Origin of the sequence: Mycobacterium sp. NPDC050551 (genome assembly GCF_040674075.1) — a bacterium.
GTDB lineage: Bacteria > Actinomycetota > Actinomycetes > Mycobacteriales > Mycobacteriaceae > Mycobacterium.
Genome location: NZ_JBFARC010000004.1, coordinates 134,792 through 154,777, shown reverse-complemented (window position 1 = coordinate 154,777; position 19,986 = coordinate 134,792). Strand labels below are relative to the sequence as shown.

Below are 19,986 nucleotides of genomic sequence, written 5' to 3'. Positions count from 1 at the left end.
ACGTCAGTTCATCAGGGTGGCTGCCAATGTGCCACCGAGTTCGTACGCGCGTTCGCGAACGCGGGAATCGACCGGCCCGGTGACCTCGAGCACGTCGGCGACCTTGGCCAGCGCCAGACCCGTCGCCAGTTTCTCCACCGCGGCGGCGGCGCCGACGGTGTCGTTGTTGCCGTGCACCCACAACCCGTATGGGCGGCCTGCGACGTGGTCGAGGCTCGGGTAGTACACCGTGTCGAAGAAGTGTTTGAGCGCCCCGGACATGTAGCCGAAGTTGGCGGTGGTGCCGAACAGGTAGCCGTCGGCGTCCAGCATGTCGGGAAGGGTGGCGGCGAGCGCCGGCCGGAGCTCGACGTCGACACCCTCGACGTCCGGGTCGCGTGTGCCCTCGAGCACCGCCTCCAGCAGCTCCCGGGTCGCCGGTGACGGGGTGTGGTGCACGACGAGCAGCGTCCTGCTCACGTCCGCTCCTCCAGTTCGACGGCCTTGCGCATGGTTTCGCGGGCCCGGCTGCGGTCGCCGGCATAGTCGTAGGCCCGGGCCAGTCGGTACCAGCGCACCCAATTGTCCGGCTCGGCTTCCACTTCCGCGCGCACGGTCTGGAACAGCGCGTCGGCCGCGTCACGTTCGATGCGTCCAGACGCCATCCGCGGCAGTGCGTCGACGTCGAGTTCCATCCCGCGCTCGCGTGCCGTCCGGGCCAGCCGCTGGTGCGCCAGGCCGGCACGCAGCGTGCTCACCATGACCCAGATGCCGATCAGCGGCAACGCCAGCAGCGCCACCCCGAGGCCGATGGCCGCCGCCTCGCCAGAAGTGATGAAGGCCATGGCGATGCGGCCGAGCAGGATGAAGTAGACGACGAGCGCCACGCACATGAAGCCGATGAGCACCTGGATGCGCAGCGCGCGCCCGCCTTCGGTCATAGGTCGAGCAGTGGTTCGATGCCGATGGTCAGCCCCGGCCGCTCCGACACCTTCCGCACCGCGAGCAGCACTCCCGGCACGAACGACGTGCGGTCGATGCTGTCGTGACGGATGGTGAGCGTCTCACCCTCGGTGCCGAAGAGCACCTCCTGGTGCGCGACGAGGCCGGCCAGCCGGATCGAGTGCACCGGGACGCCGTCGACGTCGGCGCCGCGGGCACCGTCCAGGCCGGTACTGGTGGCATCGGGGTTGGGCGGCAGGTCTTTTCGCGCTTCGGCGATGAGCCTCGCGGTGCGCGTCGCCGTTCCCGACGGCGCGTCGGCCTTGTGCGGGTGATGCAGTTCGATGACCTCGACGGAGTCGAAGAACCGCGCCGCCTGCTGTGCGAAGTGCATGGACAGCACGGCGCCGATCGCGAAGTTCGGGGCGATGAGCACCGCGGTGTCAGGCTTCGCCGACAGCCAGTCCCGCACCTGGGCCAGCCGCTGGTCAGTGAAGCCCGTGGTCCCCACGACGGCGTGGATGCCGTTGTCGATGAGGAACTTCAGGTTGTCCATCACCACATCGGGGTGGGTGAAGTCGATGACCACGGCGGTGTCGTTGTCGACGAAGAGGCTCAGCGGGTCGCCGGCGTCGACGGCCGCCGAGAGGGTCAGATCGTCGGCCGCCTCGACACCCGACACCATCGCCGCGCCGACCTTGCCCTTCGCACCCAGCACCCCTACTCGCATGCCTGGGAGCCTAGTCGGCGCCTTCATCTGCGCGAGAGTGCCGGGGGCACCGCCCGCTTGCGGGGGCACCTCCCGCGAGCGTTCCGAGGGCACGTTCCGCGAGGGTGCGTGTCTGCTCGTCGACACGCCGTCGCGGGCGGCGTTTCGCGCACGCACGCAAGGTGTCCAAATCCCTTCTGTCACTTCTGCTCCGCCGGCCACATCGCGGCCATTCTTGTCGGATGTTCGAACTAGTGTTCGATACATGGAGAGCTTGTCGGTGCGGATCAAGGCGATGGCCGCCGAGTTCGACGCTCTGCGCGACGAACTGGCCGCAGGCAACGCCTCACCCCGCGAGCTGATCGCCGCTGCCGAAGACTGGGAGGTGTTGCAGCGGCGCCATGCCACGTTCAGCCACGAGCTCCTCACCATCCTCGCGCGTGACGCCGACGCGGCCGACCTGGGTGGCTCCTCCCTCAAAGACCTGCTGGTGCACCGGTTGAGGATCAGCAGCACCGAAGCCGGCCGGCGCATCACCGACGCCGAGCAACTGGGGCCGCGACGGACGCTCACCGGCCAGCCACTGCCACCGCTGTTGGCCAACACCGCCGCCGCCCAGGCCGAGGGCCGCATCGGCGACGAACACATCCAGATCATCTACAGGACGCTGAACAAGAAGCTGCCTTCCTGGGTCGACGGCATCACCCGCGATCAGGCCGAACAGACCCTGGCCTCCATCGCCGCCACCCTGGATCCCGAACAACTCCAGGCCGCCGCCGACCGGCTCGTCATGCTGCTCGACCCCGACGGCCCCGAACCCACCGAACGCCAGGCCCGAAAACGGCACCTCACCCTGGGCCGCCAAGACGCGGATGGCATGAGCCGCCTCACCGGAGTCATCGACCCGCAATGCCGCGCCACCCTGGAACCGCTACTGGCGAAGCTGGCCGCGCCGGGCATGTGCAACCCCGACGACGACACCCCGACCGTCGACGGCGCACCCGATTCCGACGCCGCCCGCCGGGATCTGCGCTCCCCCGGCCAGCGCCGCCACGACGCACTCACCGCGATCGGTCGCACGGTGCTGGCCTCCGGGAAGCTCGGACAACACCACGGGTTGCCGGTCAGCGTCATCGCCTCCACCACAGTGCAGGAATTGCAGCGCGGCGCCGGGGTCGCGGTCACCGGAGGCGGGTCACTGCTGCCGATGGCCGACCTGATCCGGATGGCATCGCACGCCTACCACTACCTGGCAGTGTTCGACGAACACACCCAACTGCCCCTCTACCTCGGCCGCGCCCGGCGCATCGCCTCCGCCGCTCAACGGATCGTGCCGCACGCCATGGATCGCGGGTGCACCCGGCCCGGTTGCACCGTCCCGGGCTACTGGTGCCAGGTCGACCACCTGAACCGGTGGGCCGACGGCGGAGCCACCGACATCACCGACCTCGGCCTGGCATGCGGACCCGACAACCGGATGAAGGAGAAAGGCTGGACCACCCGCCGCATCAACGGACGCGTGCACTGGATTCCACCCGAACATCTCGACACCGGCCAACCCCGGACCAACCGCTACCACCATCCTCAGGAATACCTCGCCGAGCCAACAGCCGACGATGAGGGCGAAAGACCCGGCGCCGCATGACCTGCGGCGTGGTCCGGGTCAGGCCGAGCGCTCTGCGCGGCGACGTGCTTTGCGCTTGATGTCCTCCGGCAGCGCGTCGATGTGCTGCAACCCGTCGAGCAGCGACGGGTCGCTCAACAGCGCGCGGAAGACGGTCTGCACGGTGACGCCGTGGTCGGGCCGGTCAGTCACGGTGATCGAGTCGCCGGCCCGGACATGCCCGGGAGAAATCACCCGAAAGTACGCACCCGGAAGGGCAGCCGCAGTGAACGTCTTGATCAGGCCGGGGATCTCGAGCCACGCGGCGAACGTCTTGCACGGCGTGCGGGGCGACGTGACCTCCAGCACGAGTCCATCCGAACCGACCGTCCAGCGTTCACCGATGACTGCGCTGGTGACGTCGATACCCGAAGTCGTGAGGTTCTCGCCGAACATGCCGCTGCTGATCTGCCGGTCCAGCCGGCCGGACCACTGGTCGAGGTCCTCCTGGGCGTACGCGTACACCGCCTGGTCGTCTCCACCGTGCAGCTTGGAGTTGCCGATGGTGTCGTGGGCCAGGCCGGGACCTTTGGGTCCCGGTGCCCGCACCAGAACCGCGTCGTCGGTGGGCGCCTTGTCGATGCCGGTGGTCGTGGACGGCTTCGCGGGATTCGCCCGTGGACGAGCGACATTGACCGACAGCACCTGTGACATGTCGCCCACATTAAGTGGGAGCCGGCGCGACGGCGCGGCGAGGTCACACCGGCGACGCGCCGCGGAGATGTTCGAAGATCAGCGACGTCTGCGTCCCGGCGACGTCGGCGTCGGCGTTGAGGTTCTCCACCACGAACGAGCGCAGGTCGTCGGTGTCGCGGGCGGCGACGTGCAGGATGAAGTCGTCGCCGCCGGCGAGGAAGTACACATCCATCACCTGCGGGCGCCGCCGGATCTGCTGGATGAAGCTGCGGATCTTGCCTCGGGCGTGCGACTGCAGCGTCACCGCGATCATCGCCTGCAGGGACAGTCCGATGGCGACCGGATCGATGTCGGCGTAGAAGCCGCGGATGACACCGGCCTCCTGCAGCCGTCGCACCCGGCCGTGGCACGTCGACGCGGCGATGCCGACGAGGTCGGCGAGTGCGCTGTTCGACATCCGCGCATCGGCGTGCAACGCGGCCAGGATGCGGCGATCCGTCTCATCGAGCGGCACGGCTCGAACATCCTTCGGCTCGACCGGCTTCGGATACGCACCGATCGTCGGATCGTCGTTCATAGGGCCACTCTAGCGAATCTTTCGCAGACATATTGCGGCCACGTCGAATGTTCTTCACAATTGATGCAGCCCACAACCACCGAGGAGCGATCATGCGTGTCGGAATCCCGACCGAGATCAAGAACAACGAATACCGTGTCGCCATCACCCCCGCCGGGGTGGCGGAACTGACCCGTCGCGGTCACGAGGTGCTGGTCCAGGCCGGCGCCGGCGAGGGCTCGGCGATCGCCGACAACGACTACAAGGCCGTCGGCGCGCAGATCATCGACACCGCCGACGCGGTGTGGGCGGAGGCCGACCTCCTGCTGAAGGTCAAGGAGCCGATCGAGGCGGAGTACGGCCGCATGCGCACGGGCCAGACGCTCTTCACCTATCTGCACCTCGCGGCGTCCAGGCCGTGCACCGACGCGCTGATGGCGTCCGGCACGACGTCCATCGCGTACGAGACCGTGCAGACCGCCGACGGCGCACTCCCACTGTTGGCGCCGATGAGCGAGGTGGCGGGTCGCCTCGCCGCGCAGGTCGGGGCCTACCACCTGATGCGCACCCACGGCGGTCGCGGCGTCCTCATGGGCGGCGTTCCCGGCGTCGCGCCCGCCAATGTCGTGGTGATCGGCGGCGGTATGGCCGGCGACAACGCCGCCGCCGTCGCCAAGGGGATGGGCGCACGCGTCACCGTCTTCGACCTGAACATCAACACGCTGCGCAAGATCGACGCCGAGTACGGCGGCGGTATCGAGACCCGATACTCGTCGAGCCTCGATCTCGAGGACGCGGTCAAGCAGGCCGACCTGGTGATCGGTGCGGTGCTCGTCCCCGGCGCCAGGGCACCCAAGCTCGTCACCAACTCGACTGTGGCGCACATGAAGTCGGGCGCCGTGCTCGTCGACATCGCGATCGACCAGGGCGGCTGCTTCGAGGATTCCCGGCCCACCACCCACGACGACCCGACCTTCGCGGTGCACGACACCGTCTTCTACTGCGTGGCGAACATGCCGGGCGCCGTGCCACGCACCTCGACGTACGCGCTGACCAACGCGACCATGCCCTACGTGCTCAAGCTCGCCGACAAGGGTTGGCAGGCCGCATGTTCCGCCGACGCCGCACTGGCCAAGGGCTTGTCGACGCACGAGGGCGCGCTGCTCAACGAGCACGTCGCCGCAGACCTGGACCTGCCCTTCACCGACCCGGCAAGCATCCTGGCCTGACCTACTCGAACAACGCCCCGTCGACGTAGAACCACCGGCGGGCTCTGACCGCGAAGCGGGACCGCTCATGAAGCGTCCCGCTTCGTCGGTTCTGCACGTAGTGCGCGCGGAACTCCACCTCGCCGTGGTCGTCGTCGGCACCACCGGCGACCACGTCGAGGATGTCGAGGGCGGTCCACTCCAGTGCGGCGTCCGGCGTCAGCGTGTCAGGCCGGGTGCGGGGATGCCATGTCCGCCATATGTAATCGAGGTCGCCGACGGCGTATGCGCTGAACCGCGACCGCATCAGGTACTCCGCCGTCTCGGCGGACCGCTCACCGTGGTGGAGCGGACCACAGCAGCCGCCGTAGGGGGCACCGCTGCCGCACGGACAGGCATCGGTCGGGCGCACGGTCCCCAGTGTGCCGTCCCGGCCCGTCGTTGACACCTGTCAAGTATTGTGGGGCCCATGCAGCTCGCCGACGTCCTGCCCCATCCTCCGACCACTACCGCCGATGCCCTCGCGCTGTACGACGGCTGCCCCGCCGTGCCGACGGAGTCGATGATCGGCACCTGGCATGGCGCCGAACTGCCCACCGGCCACCCGCTCGACGGGATGCTGGCCGCCAGCGGCTGGTGGGGCAAGCAGTTCGTCGACGGCGAGACCGTGCACCCGCTGCTGTTCCCGACGGCCGGCGGCGACGCGCTGTGGCCGCTCAACCCCGTGCTGGCGTTCGGCGGCCTCGGGCTGGCCACCAGAATCCCCGCACTCAAGCGCCAGAACTTCACCAGACCGATCGCGGCGCTCAAGCCCGCGCTGCGTGCGCGCGGACCGAAGGCCCGGCTGCGCACCACCCGCTACCGCGACGTGGACACCGCCACGATGGTCTACGACCAGTTGCCCATCAACGACGTGTTCCGCCGGCTCGACGACGACACCGTGCTCGGCGCGATGGATCTGCGCGGCATCAGGACGCCGTACTTCTTCGTGTTGCGCCGCGACCACTCACTGCAGGTGCGGTAGCGGCCCGACGAATCAGCCGGCCAGCACCCGCAACCGCTCGGGCAGCGTCTTCTCCACATGCGGCCCGAGCACCGCTGCGCCGTACGACCGCTTCAGCAGTTGCGTGGCGACCGCGTTGACCTCGTCGAGCGTCACCGCGTCGATCAGGTCCAGCGTCGCCTCGATGCTGCGGTGCTCGCCGTAGTTCAGCTCGCTGCGCCCGATGCGGTGCATCCGCGACCCGGAGTCCTCCAGACCCAGCACCAGACCGCCGCGCAGCGATCCCTTGGCTATCCGGCACTCCGCCTCGGTGATCCCGTCGCGCGCCACCCCGTCGAGCACGTCGGTGGTCACCCGGACCACCTCGTCGAACCGCTCGGGCAGACAGGCTGCGTACACCGAGAGGGCTCCGCTGTCGGAGAAGGTGTCCACGGTCGAGTACACCGAGTAGGCCAGGCCGCGGGTCTCGCGCACCTGTTGGAACAACCGGGAGCTCAGCCCGCCACCCAGCGCGCTGTTCAGCACGGTCAGTGCCCAGCGGTGATCCCAATGCCTGCCGGGCGTGCGCACTCCCAGCGACAGGTGGGTCTGCTCACCGTCGCGGTCGACGATCTGCAGTGACGGGCGTCCGCCGATCCGGCCGGTGCCCTTACGCGGCGGAATCGCATTGCGGCCGCGCACGAGTCGCTCGCCGAAGTGCTCCCGCGCCAGGCGGACGACCTCGTCGTGGTCGACGTTTCCCGCGACCGCCAGCACCATGCGCTCCGGCACGTAGCGGCGGACGTGAAACGAGTGCAGCTGCGCCCGGGTCATACCCTCGATCGACTCGACGCTGCCGATCACCGGACGGCCCACCGGATGCGAGCCGAACATGGCGGTGAGGAACACGTCGCCGAGGGTGTCCTCCGGATCGTCGTCGCGCATGGCGATCTCTTCGAGCACCACGTCACGCTCGACGTCGACGTCACCGGTCGCACACCGGCCGCGCAGCACCACGTCGGCCACCAGGTCGACGGCCAGGTCCAGATCCGTGTGCAGCACGTGCGCGTAGTAGCAGGTGTGCTCGCGCGCGGTGAACGCGTTCAGCTCACCGCCGACGGCGTCGACGGCCTGGGCGATCTCGACCGCGGACCGCGTCGGCGTCGACTTGAACAGCAGGTGCTCGAGGAAGTGCGCGGCCCCGGCCACGCTGTGGCCCTCGTCGCGGGAGCCGACACCGACCCACAGCCCGACCGACGCCGAATGCACCGACGGGATGAACTCGGTGACCACCCGCAGACCGCCGGGCAGCGTGCTGCGGCGGAACCGCGACTCCGAGGTGGAGTCGCGGTGACCGCGCCGCAGCGCCGCTGCTCCGGACCTAGCTGCTGCTGGTCGCGGCATCGACAGGCGTTGCGCCCGAATCGGCGGTGGCAGTGCCGTTGCCGCCCTCGGCGGCCTCTTCGGCCACCAGGACCAACGAGATCTTGCCGCGGTTGTCGATGTCGGCGATCTCCACGCGGAGCTTGTCACCGACCTTCGCCACGTCCTCGACCTTGTTGATGCGCTTGCCGCGGCCCAGCTTGGAGATGTGGACCAGACCGTCACGACCCGGCAGCAGCGAGACGAACGCGCCGAAATCGGTGGTCTTGACCACGGTTCCGAGGAACCGCTCACCGATCTTGGGCAGCTGCGGGTTGGCGATGGCGTTGATCTTGTCGATCGCGGCCTGCGCGGCCTCGCCGTTGGAGGCGCCGACGAACACGGTGCCGTCGTCCTCGATGGAGATCGACGCGCCGGTCTCCTCGGTGATCGAGTTGATCATCTTGCCCTTGGGCCCGATGACCTCGCCGATCTTGTCGATCGGCACCTTGATCGTGGTGATGCGCGGCGCGTACGGGCTCATCTCGTCGGGCTCGTCGATGGCCTCGGCCATCACCTCGAGGATGGTGATGCGCGCGTCCTTGGCCTGAGCCAGCGCCCCGGCCAGCACCTGCGAGGGGATGCCGTCGAGCTTGGTGTCGAGCTGCAGCGCGGTGACGAAGTCCTTGGTGCCTGCGCACTTGAAGTCCATGTCACCGAACGCGTCCTCGGCGCCCAGGATGTCGGTCAGCGTCACGAAGCGGCGCTCGGTCTTGCCGTCGACCTCCACGTCGTCGGAGACCAGGCCCATCGCGATACCCGCGACCGGGGCCTTCAGCGGCACACCGGCGTTGAGCAGCGACAGGGTGGACGCACACACCGAACCCATCGACGTCGAGCCGTTGGAGCTCAACGCCTCCGACACCTGACGGATCGCGTACGGGAACTCCTCGATGCTCGGCAGTACCGGCATCAGGGCCCGCTCGGCCAGCGCACCGTGGCCGATCTCGCGACGCTTCGGCGAACCGACGCGGCCGGTCTCACCGGTCGAGTACGGCGGGAAGTTGTAGTGGTGCATGTAGCGCTTGGACGTCTCCGGCCCCAGCGAGTCGATCTGCTGGGCCATCTTGACCATGTCCAGCGTGGTGACGCCCAGGATCTGGGTCTCGCCGCGCTCGAACAACGCGCTGCCGTGTGCCCGCGGCACGATGGCCACCTCGGCACTCAGCGCCCGGATGTCGGTGACGCCACGGCCGTCGATGCGGAAGTGGTCGGTCAGGATGCGCTGCCGGACGAGCTTCTTGGTCAGCGACCGGAACGCGGCGCCGATCTCCTTCTCGCGGCCGGCGAACTGGTCGGCGAGCCGGCCGAGCACCTCGACCTTGATCTCGTCGGTGCGGTCGTTGCGCTCTTCCTTGCCGGCGATCGTCAGCGCCTTGGACAGCTCGTCGGTGGCCACCGCGGCCACCGCGTCGAACACATCGTCCTGGTACTCCGGGAACAGCGGGTATTCCGCCGTCTCCTTGCCCGCACTCCCGGCCAGCTCCTGCTGGGCGGTGCACAGTGCCGCGATGAACGGCTTGGCGGCCTCGAGGCCCTCGGCCACGACACTCTCGGTCGGCGCACCCGCTCCGCCGGCGACCAGGTCGATCACGTTGTCGGTGGCCTCGGCCTCGACCATCATGATCGCGACATCATCGTCGGTCTTACGGCCGGCGACGACCATGTCGAACACCGCCCGCTCGAGCTGCTCGACGGTCGGGAACGCGACCCACTGGCCGTCGATCAGAGCGACGCGCACGCCGCCGACGGGGCCGGCGAAGGGCAGTCCGGAGATCTGCGTGGACGCCGAGGCGGCGTTGATCGCCAGCACGTCGTACAGGTCCTTGGGATCGAGGCTCATCACGGTGACGACGACCTGGATCTCGTTGCGCAGGCCGGAGACGAACGTCGGCCGCAGCGGGCGGTCGATCAGCCGGCAGGTGAGGATCGCGTCGGTGGACGGGCGGCCCTCACGGCGGAAGAACGACCCCGGGATGCGGCCCGCGGCGTACATCCGCTCCTCGACGTCGATCGTCAAGGGGAAGAAGTCGAAGTGGTCCTTGGGGTTCTTGCTGGCTGTCGTGGCCGACAGCAGCATGGTCTCGTCGTCGAGGTAGGCGACGACGGAACCCGCGGCCTGCTGGGCCAGCCGGCCCGCCTCGAAGCGGATGGTGCGGGTGCCGAAGCTCCCGTTGTCGATCACGGCGGTGGACTCGAACACGCCGTCTTCAATTTCAACTACAGACATAGGCGTCCGTATGGCCTCTCTGAACATCATTCAGCTGTTTCGCGTGGTCACCGTCGGACATGCCGGGCAGCCGTGACGGCGCCGGAGAACCACCAGCCTTGATGCGGCTACGGCCGTCGATCGAAGCTGCCGGATTCCTATCCGGCAGCCACTACCGAAGACCGTGCCATCAGGCGGGTCCCGATATGACACGCGGGGACGGCTTTCGCGGAACTGCGAAACCGCACCCGTTGTCCGCGGGTGAACGAAATCCGCGCGAACAGATCCATGGTACAACCCGGCAGGTCCGGACCCTAAAAAGCGGGTGGATCAGGACACGTCCTCGACGCACACGGTGAACCGGCGCTCGTCATAGGCGTAGCCGACGCCGGTGGTGCACTGGTCGACGTTGGCGACCTCGTCGAGGATCTGGGTGGCCCGCTGCCGGTGCGGCATCGTGCCGTCGTAGCAGTCCACCCGCACCGGGTCCCGCGAGTTCTCCGGGTCGATGCTCATGCAGTCGCCGACCACCCAGTCGATGTCCATGCACACCGTCTGGCCGCCGTCGCGGAACGCGCCGCGCATCGAGTAATACGAGTCGACGTCGGTGGGGCACTGCTCGCTGTCACCGGCCTCGCCGGAAAGCACAGCGACCACCTTGAAGTTCGACTCCGGGGTGCCGCACTCGACCTTCGTCGCCTCCGGACGGTCGAGGGTGCCGCCCATCCTCAGGCAGTCTCCCACCCCCATGTCGGCCGCGGCGGCCGACGAGCAGCCCGTCAGCCCCGCGGTCGCGAACAGCGCGGCCATGACGACCGCGCGCAGGGTCCGCACGTGAGCGGCGTCAGCGACGCAGGCCCAGCCGGTCGATCAGCGCGCGGTAGCGCTGCACGTCGATCTGCGCCACGTACTTCAGCAGCCGGCGACGACGGCCGACCAGCAGCAGCAGACCGCGCCGCGAGTGGTGGTCGTGCTTGTGCTGCTTGAGGTGCTCGGTCAGGTCGGCGATGCGCTTGGTCAGCAGTGCCACCTGCGCCTCGGGCGAACCGGTGTCGGTCGCGTGCAGGCCGTAGGAGCCCAGGATCTCTTTTTTCTGATCGGCGGTGAGCGCCACGAATTCACTCCATCTATTTCAGTCCGCGAACTGCGGGAGCCGGTCGGCTCCGAAAGGCACGGCCACCGCGAACTGCAGCAACGTGCCGGGTCGGCGCGAAGTCTAACAGCGCCGGGGCGTTCAGAAGGAATCGCGCAGGATGCTGCGGGCCCGTTCGGTGTCCCCGCCCATCGCGACGATCAGGTCGTCGACCGATGCGAACTTCTCCTGGCCGCGGATCCGGGCGACGAAGTCGACCGCGACGTGCTGGCCGTACAGGTCGGCGGTGTTGTCCAGGACGAACGCCTCGACCGTGCGGGTGCGCCCGGAGAACGTCGGGTTGGTGCCGACCGACACGGCGGCCTGGTACCGCTCGCCGGGCACGACGGTGCCCATCACCGGTCCGCGACCCAGCACGGTGAACCAGGCGGCGTAGACGCCGTCGGCCGGTATCGCCGAGTACATCGGCGGTGCGACGTTCGCCGTCGGATAGCCGAGGTCCTTGCCCCGGCCGTCGCCGCGCACCACCACACCCTCGACACGGTGCGGGCGTCCCAGTGCCTCGGCGGCGGCGACCACGTCGCCGGCGTCGACGCAGGACCGGATGTAGGTCGAGGAGAACGTCACCGACTGCTCGCGGTGGTGTTCGGCGACCAGCGACAGGCTCTCGACGGCGAACCCGAACCGTTCGCCTGCCCTGCGCAGCAGCTCGACGTTGCCCGCGGCCTTCTTGCCGAAGGTGAAGTTCTCCCCCACCACCACCTCGACGACGTGCAGGTTCTCCACCAGCAGCTCGTGGATGTAGCGCTCCGGGGTGAGTTTCATGAAGTCGGAGGTGAACGGCATGACCAGGAAGACGTCGATGCCCATCTCCTCGACCAGTTCGGCGCGCCGGGTCAGCGTGGTGAGTTGCGCGGGGTGGCTGCCCGGGAAGACGACCTCCATCGGGTGCGGGTCGAACGTCATCAGCACCGTGGGCACACCACGCGAGCGGCCGGCCTTCACGGCGTGGTTGATCAGTTCGGCATGCCCGCGGTGCACGCCGTCGAACACTCCGATGGTGACGACACATCGGCCCCAGTCGGTCGGGATTTCGTCCTGACCACGCCAGCGCAGCACACCGCCAGCCTACGGCCCGGGCCGCGCCGTGGGCGCGCTGGATGCCCGGATCAGGTGACGATTGCCTAAACTTGCTAGTTGTGAGTCCGGACAGCAACCCACCTGAGCTGACGATGGTTGCCCAGGACTATCTCAAGGTCATCTGGACGGCCCAGGAATGGTCGCTGGAGAAGGTGAGCACCAAGATGCTCGCCGAGCGGCTCGGTGTTTCGGCGAGCACCGCGTCGGAGTCCATCCGCAAGCTGGCCGACCAGGGGTTCGTCCACCACGAGAAGTACGGCGCGGTGACGCTCACCGACGCAGGCCGCCGCGCCGCGCTGGCGATGGTGCGCCGCCACCGGCTGATGGAGACCTTCCTGGTCCGCGAACTGGGGTACGGCTGGGACGAGGTGCACGACGAGGCCGAGATCCTCGAGCACGCGGTCTCAGACCGGATGCTCGACCGGATCGACGCCAAGCTCGGCCATCCCACCCGCGATCCGCACGGCGACCCGATTCCGGCCGCAGACGGTCAGGTGCCCACGCCCCCGGCCCGGCAGCTCTCGGTGTGCCAGGACGGCGACGCAGGCACCGTGGCCCGTATCTCCGACGCCGACCCGGAGATGCTGCGGTACTTCGACACCGTGGGTATCACCCTCGATTCGCGGGTGCGGGTACTCGCGCGCCGCGACTTCGCCGGGATGATCTCGGTGGCCGTGGAAAGCCCTGCGACGCCGGATGATTCGGAGACCACCAGTACCACCGTGGACCTCGGAAGCCCGGCCGCCGAAGCGATCTGGGTCGTGGCGTAGACACGGCAACGGCCGTGCGAAGCCCCATTGTTACGTCGGGGGCGCCACCGAAGTGACGCCCCCGACGCTCAGGCGGCTCCTCCCCCTGACGCCGCCGTGAATAAAGATACATTCCATTCGGAATGCAAACAACTCGGGGCGGCTCAGGCCGGTGGCTGCGCCTCGTCGAGTGCGGATCCGATGTCGCGGCGCAGCCGCGTCGCCGCCCGGTCCCAGCGCCGCCGCAGCCTGGCCGGGTCGCTGTCGGCGAAGCTGCCGACGAAGATCCCCCGCAGCGCGTCCATCGCGGTGTAGACGGCGTCCCGCAGTTCCTTCTGCGCGGCGGCCCGCTCCGGCAGCACCTGGGCGATCGCCGCCAGCACCGCACCGTTGACCACGGGCTCGACCCGCTGCACCTGCTCGGCCAGCACCGGGTCGGTCCGCGACGCGATCCACAGCTCGAACGTCGCGACGGTCAACGGCCCCTGGTGGATGTCCCACAGGAACTCGAGGATCGCGGTGGGCAGGTCGTCACTGCGCTCGATGCGGCCGAGCTCGCGGATGGCGGCCTCGGCGCGCTGGTGCGCCAGGTGTTCGATCGCCGCGATGACCAGGTCCTCCTTGGACCGGAAGTGGTGGATCTGAGCTCCGCGCGTCACCCCGGCGACCTCCGCGACGCGGTGGGTGGTGGTGCCGGCGTATCCGTGATCGACCAGGCAGTCGACGGTCGCGTCGAGCAGCCGGAGCCGCATCGCTGCGCTGCGCTCGGCCTGGGTGCGGCGCACCCGGCTGGCTGCGCCGTCGGCCACCGTCACGAGCGCAGCCTACCGACCGCAGCCCGCGCCGGCCGGGGTCTCATTCCTGCGGGTGGCTCAGCCGGTCGGTCACAGCGTCGCGGGCCGCACCACCACAACGCTTCTCGTGCGTTGCCCGTCGTCGGAGAGCAAGGCGATCACCCGGCCGTCGGGCGCCGTCGCGGCGTACACCCCGGCGATCCCCGCAGGTCGCAGTGCACGGCCGTGACGCGCCGACTCGGCCTCCTCGTCGGTCAGGTCGCGGCGCGGGAAGCCCTGCAGGCAGGCCTCGTCGAGCGAGTAGCTCAGCGACGGCTCCTCGGTCAGCGCGTCGAGCGTGCGCGCCTCGTCGAGGCCGAACCGGCCGACGCGGGTGCGTCGCAGCGCCGTGAGGTGGCCGCCCACCCGCAGCGCCGCGCCGACGTCGCGGGCCAGCGCTCGGATGTAGGTGCCGCTGGAACAGTCCACCACCACGTCGACGTCGACGAGGCCGGTGGCGTCGCGCCGGACGGCGATCACGTCGAACCGCGAGACGTGTACCGGGCGGGCCGGTAGTTCGACGGTGCGGCCCTCCCGCACCAGTTTGTAGGCGCGCTCCCCGCCGATCTTGACGGCGCTCACGGACGACGGCACCTGCTCGATGTCGCCGCGCAGCGCGGCCACCGCCGCGCCGATCTGGCCGTCCTCCACCCCCGCCGCCGAGACCGTCTGCAGCAGTTCGCCTTCGGCGTCCTCGGTGGTGGTGGTCTGTCCCAGCCGGATGGTCGCGGCATACGACTTGTCGGCGGCGGTCAGCAGACCCAGGATCTTCGTCGCCCGTTCGATGCCCACCACCAGCACGCCGGTCGCCATCGGGTCGAGGGTTCCTGCGTGGCCGACCTTGCGGGTGCCGAACGCGCGTCGGCAGCGCCCCACCACGTCATGGCTGGTCATTCCCGCCGGCTTGTCCACGACGACGATGCCGGCCGGGGGCGCCGGCCTGCTCACAGGGCGATCGCCGTCAGCGCGATCCCGTCGGCCACCGACCAGCGTCCGGCGAGCGTGCTCAGCGGCGGCCCGAACTCCGCGGCCGGGTCGATCAGGATGCGCGACTGGAATGTGCCCGCGGTGCCGGTGCCGTCGGCCGTGAAGGTGATGTGGGCGTCCTCGAAGCCCAGCCAGCGGTGCGTCAGCGGGTACCACGCCTTGTAGGTTGCCTCCTTGGCGCAGAACAGGATCCGGTCCCAGTGCAACTCGGCAGGCAACGCCGCCAACTCGTGCCGCTCCACCGGCAGGCTGATCGCGTCGAGCACGCCGTCCGGCAGCACGTCGTGCGGTTCGGCGTCGATGCCGAGGGACCGCACCTCCGAGCGCCGACCCACCACGGCGCCGCGGAACCCCTTGCAGTGCGTCAGGCTGCCCACGACCCCCTCGGGCCAGCACGGTTCGCCCTTGTCGCCCTTGAGGATCGGCACCGGCGGCAGGCCGAGCTGCGACATCGCCTGGCGCGCGCAGTACCGCACGGTGACGAACTCGTTGCGGCGCTTGGCCACCGCACGCGCGACCAGCGGCTCCTCCTCCGGCAGCGGCGAGAGCCCGGCGGGGTCGTCGTACAGTTCGGCCGTCGCCACCGCCGCAGGCATGACCGCGGGCAGCAGGCTCACCGGGACCGCCTCGCCTGCACCCGCTCCTGCATCTTGCGTGCGCCGTCCCGCATCTCGGTGGTGATCTCGAAGTGACCGCCGAACTCGTTGAGGTAACCGGGCGCGTACTTCGGGTCGGGCAGGATCTGCCGTAACCAGCGGTAGGGCTTGCGCCGCCGCCACTCCCGCGGATATCCCACCGACACCTCCTCGAACCGGACGTCGTCGTACCAGGTGGTGCGTGGGATGTGCAGGTGCCCGTACACCGAGCACACCGCGTTGTAGCGGGTGTGCCAGTCGGCCGTCGCGGTGGTGCCGCACCACAGCGAGAACTCGGGATAGAACATCGCGTCGCACGGTTCTCGCACCATCGGGAAGTGGTTGACCTGGACGGTCGGCATCATCCAGTCCAGCTCCTCGAGCCGCTTGCGGGTGGCGGTCACCCGCTCCCGGCACCAGGCGTCGCGGGTGGCGTACGGCTCACAGGACAGCAGGAATTCGTCGGTGCCCACGACGTTGCGTTCACGCGCGATGGCCAGTCCCTCGGCCTTCGTGGCGGCCCCCTCGGGCAGGAAGCTGTAGTCGTAGAGCAGGAACATCGGGACGATGGTCGCCGGGCCGCCCTCGGCGGTCCACACCGGATAGGGATGTTCCGGGGTGACGATGCCCATCTCGTCGCACATGGTGACCAGGTAGTCGTAGCGGGCCCGGCCGAAGATCTGCATCGGATCCTTGGTCGTGGTCCACAATTCGTGGTTCCCGGGGACCCAGATGACCTTGGCGAAGCGCTTGCGAAGCAGGTCGAGCGCCCACCGGATCTCGTCGGTGCGTTCGCCGACGTCGCCGGCGACGATCAGCCAGTCGTCCGGCGACGAGGGATACAGCGACTCGGTGATGGGCTTGTTGCCGTTGTGCCCGGTGTGCAGGTCGCTGATCGCCCACAACACCGGCCGCCGGTCTCGCGGCTGCTGGGGAGTGACCACAACCGATCAGCCTACTTGCGCGCCCGCGGTGACCCCCGCCACGGACTAGAACATGTTCTCGTTTACGGTGGCCGTTACGAGCCGTCGAGCCGCCGCGGACCGATACACTCCCGGCAGGGTCGGACCTGAGAGGGGGTGTGATGGTCGCCAGGATGCGCCTGCTCTCGGCGCTCGGTGCGCTGTTCGCGGCGGTGATCGTGGTGTGGCAGACGGCACCGTCGGCCGGCACCGGGGGTGGCGGCGTGGAGCTGCGATCCACCTTCCTGCCGCTGACCGCCTCGACGACGATCAAGTGGCCGGTGGTCGACATCGTCGATCCCAGCCCGTTCGCCCCGTGCACCGACATCCCGCTCGACGTCGTCCAGCGCATCGGGCTGGCCTTCACGCCGCCGCAGCCGGAGGAGGGCCTGCGGTGCAAGTTCGACGCGGGCAACTACCAGATGGCGATCGAACCGCTCGTGTGGCGCACCTACGAGGAGACCATCCCGCCGGATGCCGTCGAACTCGACATCGCCGGTCACCGCGCCGCCCAGTACTGGATCATGAAGCCGACCGACTGGAACAACCGGTGGTGGATCACCTGCATGATCGCGCTCGACACCAGTTACGGCGTGATCCAGCAGTCGGTGTTCTACTCGCCGATCTACTCCGAGCCGGATCCGGACTGCATGCAGACCAACCTGCAGCGCGCCCACGAGCTGGTGCCGTCGTACACGTTCTGAGAGACGGATCGCCCGCGACCTGCGGACCTTCCAGGCTTCTCTAACCTGGCCGCATGACCACCACCGACCAACGGCCCGGCACCTCGACCGGCCCGCTGCGCAGATTCGCCGGCCGTGCCGTCAGCCGGCTGCTGCGACTGCCGCCGCACACCAGCGACTTCCGGGTCGAGCGGGGACTGCGGGTCCCGATGCGCGACGGCGTCGACCTGATCGCCGACCACTACGTGCCCGACACCGATCGGCCCGCGGGCACCCTGCTGGTGCGCGGACCCTATGGCCGCGGCTTCCCGTTCTCGCTGCTGTTCGCGGCCGTGTACGCCGCACGCGGCTACCACGTGCTGGTGCAGAGCGTGCGGGGGACGTTCGGCTCCGGCGGGGACTTCACGCCGATGGTGCACGAGAAGGCCGACGGCGCCGACACCGCCGCCTGGCTGCGCGACCAGCCGTGGTTCACCGGGTCGTTCGCCACCGTCGGCCTGTCCTACCTCGGGTTCACGCAGTGGGCGATGCTCGAGGACCCGCCGCCCGAACTCGCCGCGGCCGTGATCGCCGTCGGGCCGCACGACTTCCGCGCATCGTCGTGGGGCACCGGGTCCTTCTCGCTCAACGACTTCCTCGGCTGGAGTCACATGGTGGCCCACCAGGAGGACCCGGGGCGGGTTGCGGCGCTGATCCGCCAGGTGCGCTCCCGCCGGGAGGTGGCCCGCGCCACCGCGGGGCTGCCGCTGGGCGAGTCGGCGCGCGACCTGCTGGGCAGCGGCGCGCCGTGGTTCGAGTCGTGGCTCGAGCACGAGGATGCCGACGACCCGTTCTGGGCGGCGCTGCGCGCCACCGACGCGCTGGACCGGGTCCAGGTCCCGGTGCTCGTGGTGAGCGGCTGGCAGGACCTGTTCCTCGATCAGTCCCTCGCCCAGTACCGGCATCTGCGCGACCGCGGGGTGCCGTGCGCGCTGACGGTCGGGCCGTGGACCCACTCGCAGCTGATGACCAAGGGCGCCGCCACGGTCGTCGGCGAGACGCTGGACTGGCTCGCAACCCATCTCGGTGGCGCACCGGCGGAGCGGCGCAGCCCGGTGCGGGCCTTCGTCAACGGTCACGGCTGGCTCGACCTCCCCGACTGGCCGCAGGCCATGCCCGAGCACGAGGTGTTCCTGCACCCCGGCCACCGGCTGGCCGGCGCCGCCCCGGATCCGGCCGCCCCGTCGTCGTCGTTCACCTACGACCCCACCGACGCGACGCCGACCGTCGGCGGTCGGCTGCTGTCCCCCGAGGCCGGCTACCGGGACGACTCGGGGCTCGCCCGCCGCGCGGACGTGCTGACCTTCACCGGTGAGCCGCTCGCCGAGGACCTCTACGTCGTCGGCACGCCGGTGATCGAACTGGCGCACTCCTGCGACAACCCGCACAACGACGTGTTCGTCCGCCTCGGCCACGTCGACGAGCGCGGCCGCTCCCGCAACGTCTCGGACGGTTATCTGCGGCCCGGCGGCGTCAGCGGGACGGTGCGCATCGAACTCGACGCGGTGGCGCACCGCTTCCCGGCCGGATCACGGCTGCGGGTGCTCGTCGCGGGTGGCTCGCATCCGCGGTTCGACCGCAACCTGGGCACCGGCGACGCACCGCTGCTCGGGAGCACGGTGGTGCCTGCGACCCACACCGTCCACCACGGCGCAGGTGGCGTGTCGCGACTGGTGCTGCCCGCCGGGCCCCGTCCGCCGTCAACCGACTAGCGCACGCACCCGCCCGGCCAGCTCTGCCAACACGGCCTCGTCAGAGACCGGCGCGCCCCACTGCGGGTCGACCGGCAGCTGCACCCAGCTGGTGCAGCCGCCGTACTCCGGGGCGCGGGTCAGCCGGACCGGCTCGAGGAGCGGACTGACCGCGACCACCAACACGGTCAGCCGGTGCTTCGGCCGGAAGTCCAGGCGATCCGAGCGGATCGAATCGGCGGTCCAGATGTGCAGCGGCGCAAGCTCGTCGATCGCCTCGGGCCTGCTCACCTCGATCGCCTCGACGACGCGGGCGCCGGCCCGCAGCACGACGGCGTCCTCGGTGCTGTCGGCCGCCGCCGGTGCGAGCAGGTCGTGGTGTTCGGGGCGCACCCGTTCGGCGTGGCTGTGCGCGACGGTGGGGAACAGCAGGAAGCGCGACGCGTCCACCCGGAAGCGCTTCTCACCAATCCCGCCCTTGCGCAACAGGATCGACTGCCTACCCGCGAGCATCGCGTGCACCGCGGCGCTCCACTCCTTGAGCGCCGGGCCGGTGGGCGCCTGCGTCACGCCGAGGTCTGTGCGGCCCTGGCGGCGATGCGGGCCCGCACCTCGGGGCGGCGCAGCGGCGGCACGGTCTTCGGCGGCTGCCGCCGCTCCGGCAGCGTCGACAGCAGCCGGGTGGTGGTGGCGGTGACCTCGGCGACCGCCAGTTCGAACGCCTCCTCGTTGGCCGTCGACGGCCGGGTGATGCCGCTGACCTTCCGGACGTACTGGCGCGCCGCGGCCTCGATCTCCTCGTCCGTCGCCCGCGGTTCCAGCCCACGCAGTTCAGTGATGTTTCGGCACATGACAACCACGATAGGCG

Annotated in this window: 23 protein-coding genes; 6 read left to right on the top strand and 17 right to left on the bottom strand. The window is 69.6% G+C overall.

Annotated features, from left to right (window positions below; genetic code table 11):
* Positions 1-3 precede the first annotated feature (3 nt).
* From AB0K11_RS17160 to dapB, 3 genes are read right to left on the bottom strand one after another with little or no spacing between them, the layout of a single operon-like run.
* Positions 4-459: an NAD(P)H-dependent oxidoreductase gene (locus AB0K11_RS17160; protein ID WP_364978980.1), complete on the bottom strand. Its 456-nt coding sequence runs from the start codon at positions 457-459 to the stop codon at positions 4-6.
* Positions 456-920 carry a hypothetical protein gene (locus AB0K11_RS17155; protein ID WP_364978977.1) on the bottom strand — a complete coding sequence of 155 codons (465 nt, stop codon included), beginning with the start codon at positions 918-920 and terminating at the stop codon, positions 456-458. Before AB0K11_RS17155 ends, AB0K11_RS17160 begins: the two co-directional genes overlap by 4 nt.
* Positions 917-1,651, bottom strand: coding sequence for a 4-hydroxy-tetrahydrodipicolinate reductase (dapB, locus tag AB0K11_RS17150; protein ID WP_364978974.1), 735 nt, complete (start codon positions 1,649-1,651; stop codon positions 917-919). Before dapB ends, AB0K11_RS17155 begins: the two co-directional genes overlap by 4 nt.
* Positions 1,652-1,895: 244 nt before the next feature.
* On the opposite strand from dapB, the gene AB0K11_RS17145 reads away from it, so the two are divergent.
* Positions 1,896-3,275 (top strand): HNH endonuclease signature motif containing protein, encoded by a 1,380-nt coding sequence (locus tag AB0K11_RS17145; RefSeq protein ID WP_364978971.1) that lies wholly within the window; start codon positions 1,896-1,898, stop codon positions 3,273-3,275.
* A gap of 18 nt (positions 3,276-3,293) precedes the next feature.
* On the opposite strand, the gene AB0K11_RS17140 is transcribed toward AB0K11_RS17145, so the two are convergent.
* Both AB0K11_RS17140 and AB0K11_RS17135 read right to left on the bottom strand, forming a co-directional pair.
* On the bottom strand, positions 3,294-3,947 hold the full coding sequence (locus AB0K11_RS17140; protein ID WP_364978969.1) for an MOSC domain-containing protein: 654 nt from the start codon (positions 3,945-3,947) through the stop codon (positions 3,294-3,296).
* Positions 3,948-3,990: 43 nt separating this feature from the next.
* Positions 3,991-4,506, bottom strand: a complete 516-nt coding sequence (locus tag AB0K11_RS17135) for an Lrp/AsnC family transcriptional regulator (protein WP_364978966.1) — start codon at positions 4,504-4,506, stop codon at positions 3,991-3,993.
* Positions 4,507-4,598: 92 nt separating this feature from the next.
* Here AB0K11_RS17135 and ald point away from each other — a divergent pair, with 92 nt between their 5' ends.
* Entirely contained in the window at positions 4,599-5,714 is a 1,116-nt protein-coding gene (gene ald, locus AB0K11_RS17130) for an alanine dehydrogenase (RefSeq protein ID WP_364978963.1), read from the top strand.
* 1 nt (position 5,715) lies between these two features.
* On the opposite strand, the gene AB0K11_RS17125 is transcribed toward ald, so the two are convergent.
* Positions 5,716-6,105: a YchJ family metal-binding protein gene (locus AB0K11_RS17125; RefSeq protein ID WP_364978960.1), complete on the bottom strand. Its 390-nt coding sequence runs from the start codon at positions 6,103-6,105 to the stop codon at positions 5,716-5,718.
* A gap of 57 nt (positions 6,106-6,162) precedes the next feature.
* Between AB0K11_RS17125 and AB0K11_RS17120 the strand changes: the two genes are divergently transcribed.
* Positions 6,163-6,717: a DUF4334 domain-containing protein gene (locus tag AB0K11_RS17120; RefSeq protein WP_364978956.1), complete on the top strand. Its 555-nt coding sequence runs from the start codon at positions 6,163-6,165 to the stop codon at positions 6,715-6,717.
* A gap of 12 nt (positions 6,718-6,729) precedes the next feature.
* Here AB0K11_RS17120 and AB0K11_RS17115 read toward each other — a convergent pair whose 3' ends face one another.
* From AB0K11_RS17115 to AB0K11_RS17095, 5 genes are all read right to left on the bottom strand, one after another.
* Positions 6,730-8,079 carry a pitrilysin family protein gene (locus AB0K11_RS17115; RefSeq protein WP_364978953.1) on the bottom strand — a complete coding sequence of 450 codons (1,350 nt, stop codon included), beginning with the start codon at positions 8,077-8,079 and terminating at the stop codon, positions 6,730-6,732.
* Positions 8,057-10,327 (bottom strand): polyribonucleotide nucleotidyltransferase, encoded by a 2,271-nt coding sequence (locus tag AB0K11_RS17110; RefSeq protein ID WP_364978951.1) that lies wholly within the window; start codon positions 10,325-10,327, stop codon positions 8,057-8,059. Before AB0K11_RS17110 ends, AB0K11_RS17115 begins: the two co-directional genes overlap by 23 nt.
* A 309-nt stretch (positions 10,328-10,636) precedes the next feature.
* A complete protein-coding gene (locus AB0K11_RS17105; protein WP_364980413.1) occupies positions 10,637-11,116 on the bottom strand; it encodes a hypothetical protein in 480 nt (159 codons plus the stop codon).
* Between the two features lie 34 nt (positions 11,117-11,150).
* Complete coding sequence (gene rpsO, locus AB0K11_RS17100; protein WP_364978948.1) at positions 11,151-11,420, bottom strand: 30S ribosomal protein S15; 270 nt, start codon at positions 11,418-11,420, stop codon at positions 11,151-11,153.
* 120 nt (positions 11,421-11,540) lie between these two features.
* On the bottom strand, positions 11,541-12,518 hold the full coding sequence (locus tag AB0K11_RS17095) for a bifunctional riboflavin kinase/FAD synthetase (protein WP_364978945.1): 978 nt from the start codon (positions 12,516-12,518) through the stop codon (positions 11,541-11,543).
* 113 nt (positions 12,519-12,631) lie between these two features.
* On the opposite strand from AB0K11_RS17095, the gene mntR reads away from it, so the two are divergent.
* Positions 12,632-13,309, top strand: coding sequence for a manganese-binding transcriptional regulator MntR (mntR, locus tag AB0K11_RS17090; RefSeq protein WP_364980410.1), 678 nt, complete (start codon positions 12,632-12,634; stop codon positions 13,307-13,309).
* A 143-nt stretch (positions 13,310-13,452) separates the two neighbouring features.
* Here mntR and AB0K11_RS17085 read toward each other — a convergent pair whose 3' ends face one another.
* From AB0K11_RS17085 to AB0K11_RS17070, 4 genes are all read right to left on the bottom strand, one after another.
* Entirely contained in the window at positions 13,453-14,040 is a 588-nt protein-coding gene (locus tag AB0K11_RS17085; RefSeq protein ID WP_364980407.1) for a TetR/AcrR family transcriptional regulator, read from the bottom strand.
* A 132-nt stretch (positions 14,041-14,172) separates the two neighbouring features.
* Positions 14,173-15,069: a tRNA pseudouridine(55) synthase TruB gene (gene truB, locus AB0K11_RS17080; protein ID WP_364978942.1), complete on the bottom strand. Its 897-nt coding sequence runs from the start codon at positions 15,067-15,069 to the stop codon at positions 14,173-14,175.
* Positions 15,066-15,704, bottom strand: a complete 639-nt coding sequence (locus tag AB0K11_RS17075; RefSeq protein WP_364980404.1) for a 4'-phosphopantetheinyl transferase — start codon at positions 15,702-15,704, stop codon at positions 15,066-15,068. Before AB0K11_RS17075 ends, truB begins: the two co-directional genes overlap by 4 nt.
* A 17-nt stretch (positions 15,705-15,721) precedes the next feature.
* Positions 15,722-16,687 (bottom strand): metallophosphoesterase, encoded by a 966-nt coding sequence (locus AB0K11_RS17070; protein WP_364978940.1) that lies wholly within the window; start codon positions 16,685-16,687, stop codon positions 15,722-15,724.
* Positions 16,688-16,827: 140 nt separating this feature from the next.
* On the opposite strand from AB0K11_RS17070, the gene AB0K11_RS17065 reads away from it, so the two are divergent.
* On the top strand, positions 16,828-17,409 hold the full coding sequence (locus AB0K11_RS17065; RefSeq protein ID WP_364978938.1) for a DUF3558 domain-containing protein: 582 nt from the start codon (positions 16,828-16,830) through the stop codon (positions 17,407-17,409).
* A gap of 53 nt (positions 17,410-17,462) precedes the next feature.
* Positions 17,463-19,139 carry a CocE/NonD family hydrolase gene (locus tag AB0K11_RS17060; protein ID WP_364978935.1) on the top strand — a complete coding sequence of 559 codons (1,677 nt, stop codon included), beginning with the start codon at positions 17,463-17,465 and terminating at the stop codon, positions 19,137-19,139.
* Here AB0K11_RS17060 and AB0K11_RS17055 read toward each other — a convergent pair.
* The gene (locus tag AB0K11_RS17055) at positions 19,128-19,688 is read right to left on the bottom strand and encodes a DUF1802 family protein (protein WP_364978932.1); all 561 of its coding nucleotides are present in this window, start codon (positions 19,686-19,688) and stop codon (positions 19,128-19,130) included. The two genes, AB0K11_RS17060 and AB0K11_RS17055, sit on opposite strands and share 12 nt — an antisense overlap.
* On the bottom strand, positions 19,685-19,969 hold the full coding sequence (locus AB0K11_RS17050; protein WP_364978930.1) for a DUF2277 domain-containing protein: 285 nt from the start codon (positions 19,967-19,969) through the stop codon (positions 19,685-19,687). Before AB0K11_RS17050 ends, AB0K11_RS17055 begins: the two co-directional genes overlap by 4 nt.
* Between the last annotated feature and the right edge of the window lie 17 nt (positions 19,970-19,986).

What these genes read in the sequence shown, in the direction of transcription:
- AB0K11_RS17060 (WP_364978935.1), top strand. Translation starts at nt 17,463, where the DNA reads ATGACCACCACCGACCAACGGCCCGGCACCTCGACCGGCCCGCTGCGC.
- AB0K11_RS17075 (WP_364980404.1), bottom strand. Translation starts at nt 15,704, where the DNA reads ATGCCTGCGGCGGTGGCGACGGCCGAACTGTACGACGACCCCGCCGGG.
- AB0K11_RS17135 (WP_364978966.1), bottom strand. Translation starts at nt 4,506, where the DNA reads ATGAACGACGATCCGACGATCGGTGCGTATCCGAAGCCGGTCGAGCCG.
- AB0K11_RS17155 (WP_364978977.1), bottom strand. Translation starts at nt 920, where the DNA reads ATGACCGAAGGCGGGCGCGCGCTGCGCATCCAGGTGCTCATCGGCTTC.
- AB0K11_RS17105 (WP_364980413.1), bottom strand. Translation starts at nt 11,116, where the DNA reads ATGGCCGCGCTGTTCGCGACCGCGGGGCTGACGGGCTGCTCGTCGGCC.
- AB0K11_RS17115 (WP_364978953.1), bottom strand. Translation starts at nt 8,079, where the DNA reads ATGCCGCGACCAGCAGCAGCTAGGTCCGGAGCAGCGGCGCTGCGGCGC.
- AB0K11_RS17140 (WP_364978969.1), bottom strand. Translation starts at nt 3,947, where the DNA reads ATGTCACAGGTGCTGTCGGTCAATGTCGCTCGTCCACGGGCGAATCCC.
- AB0K11_RS17110 (WP_364978951.1), bottom strand. Translation starts at nt 10,327, where the DNA reads ATGTCTGTAGTTGAAATTGAAGACGGCGTGTTCGAGTCCACCGCCGTG.
- AB0K11_RS17085 (WP_364980407.1), bottom strand. Translation starts at nt 14,040, where the DNA reads ATGCGGCTCCGGCTGCTCGACGCGACCGTCGACTGCCTGGTCGATCAC.
- AB0K11_RS17120 (WP_364978956.1), top strand. Translation starts at nt 6,163, where the DNA reads ATGCAGCTCGCCGACGTCCTGCCCCATCCTCCGACCACTACCGCCGAT.
- mntR (WP_364980410.1), top strand. Translation starts at nt 12,632, where the DNA reads ATGGTTGCCCAGGACTATCTCAAGGTCATCTGGACGGCCCAGGAATGG.
- AB0K11_RS17145 (WP_364978971.1), top strand. Translation starts at nt 1,896, where the DNA reads ATGGAGAGCTTGTCGGTGCGGATCAAGGCGATGGCCGCCGAGTTCGAC.
- ald (WP_364978963.1), top strand. Translation starts at nt 4,599, where the DNA reads ATGCGTGTCGGAATCCCGACCGAGATCAAGAACAACGAATACCGTGTC.
- AB0K11_RS17050 (WP_364978930.1), bottom strand. Translation starts at nt 19,969, where the DNA reads ATGTGCCGAAACATCACTGAACTGCGTGGGCTGGAACCGCGGGCGACG.
- AB0K11_RS17065 (WP_364978938.1), top strand. Translation starts at nt 16,828, where the DNA reads ATGGTCGCCAGGATGCGCCTGCTCTCGGCGCTCGGTGCGCTGTTCGCG.
- dapB (WP_364978974.1), bottom strand. Translation starts at nt 1,651, where the DNA reads ATGCGAGTAGGGGTGCTGGGTGCGAAGGGCAAGGTCGGCGCGGCGATG.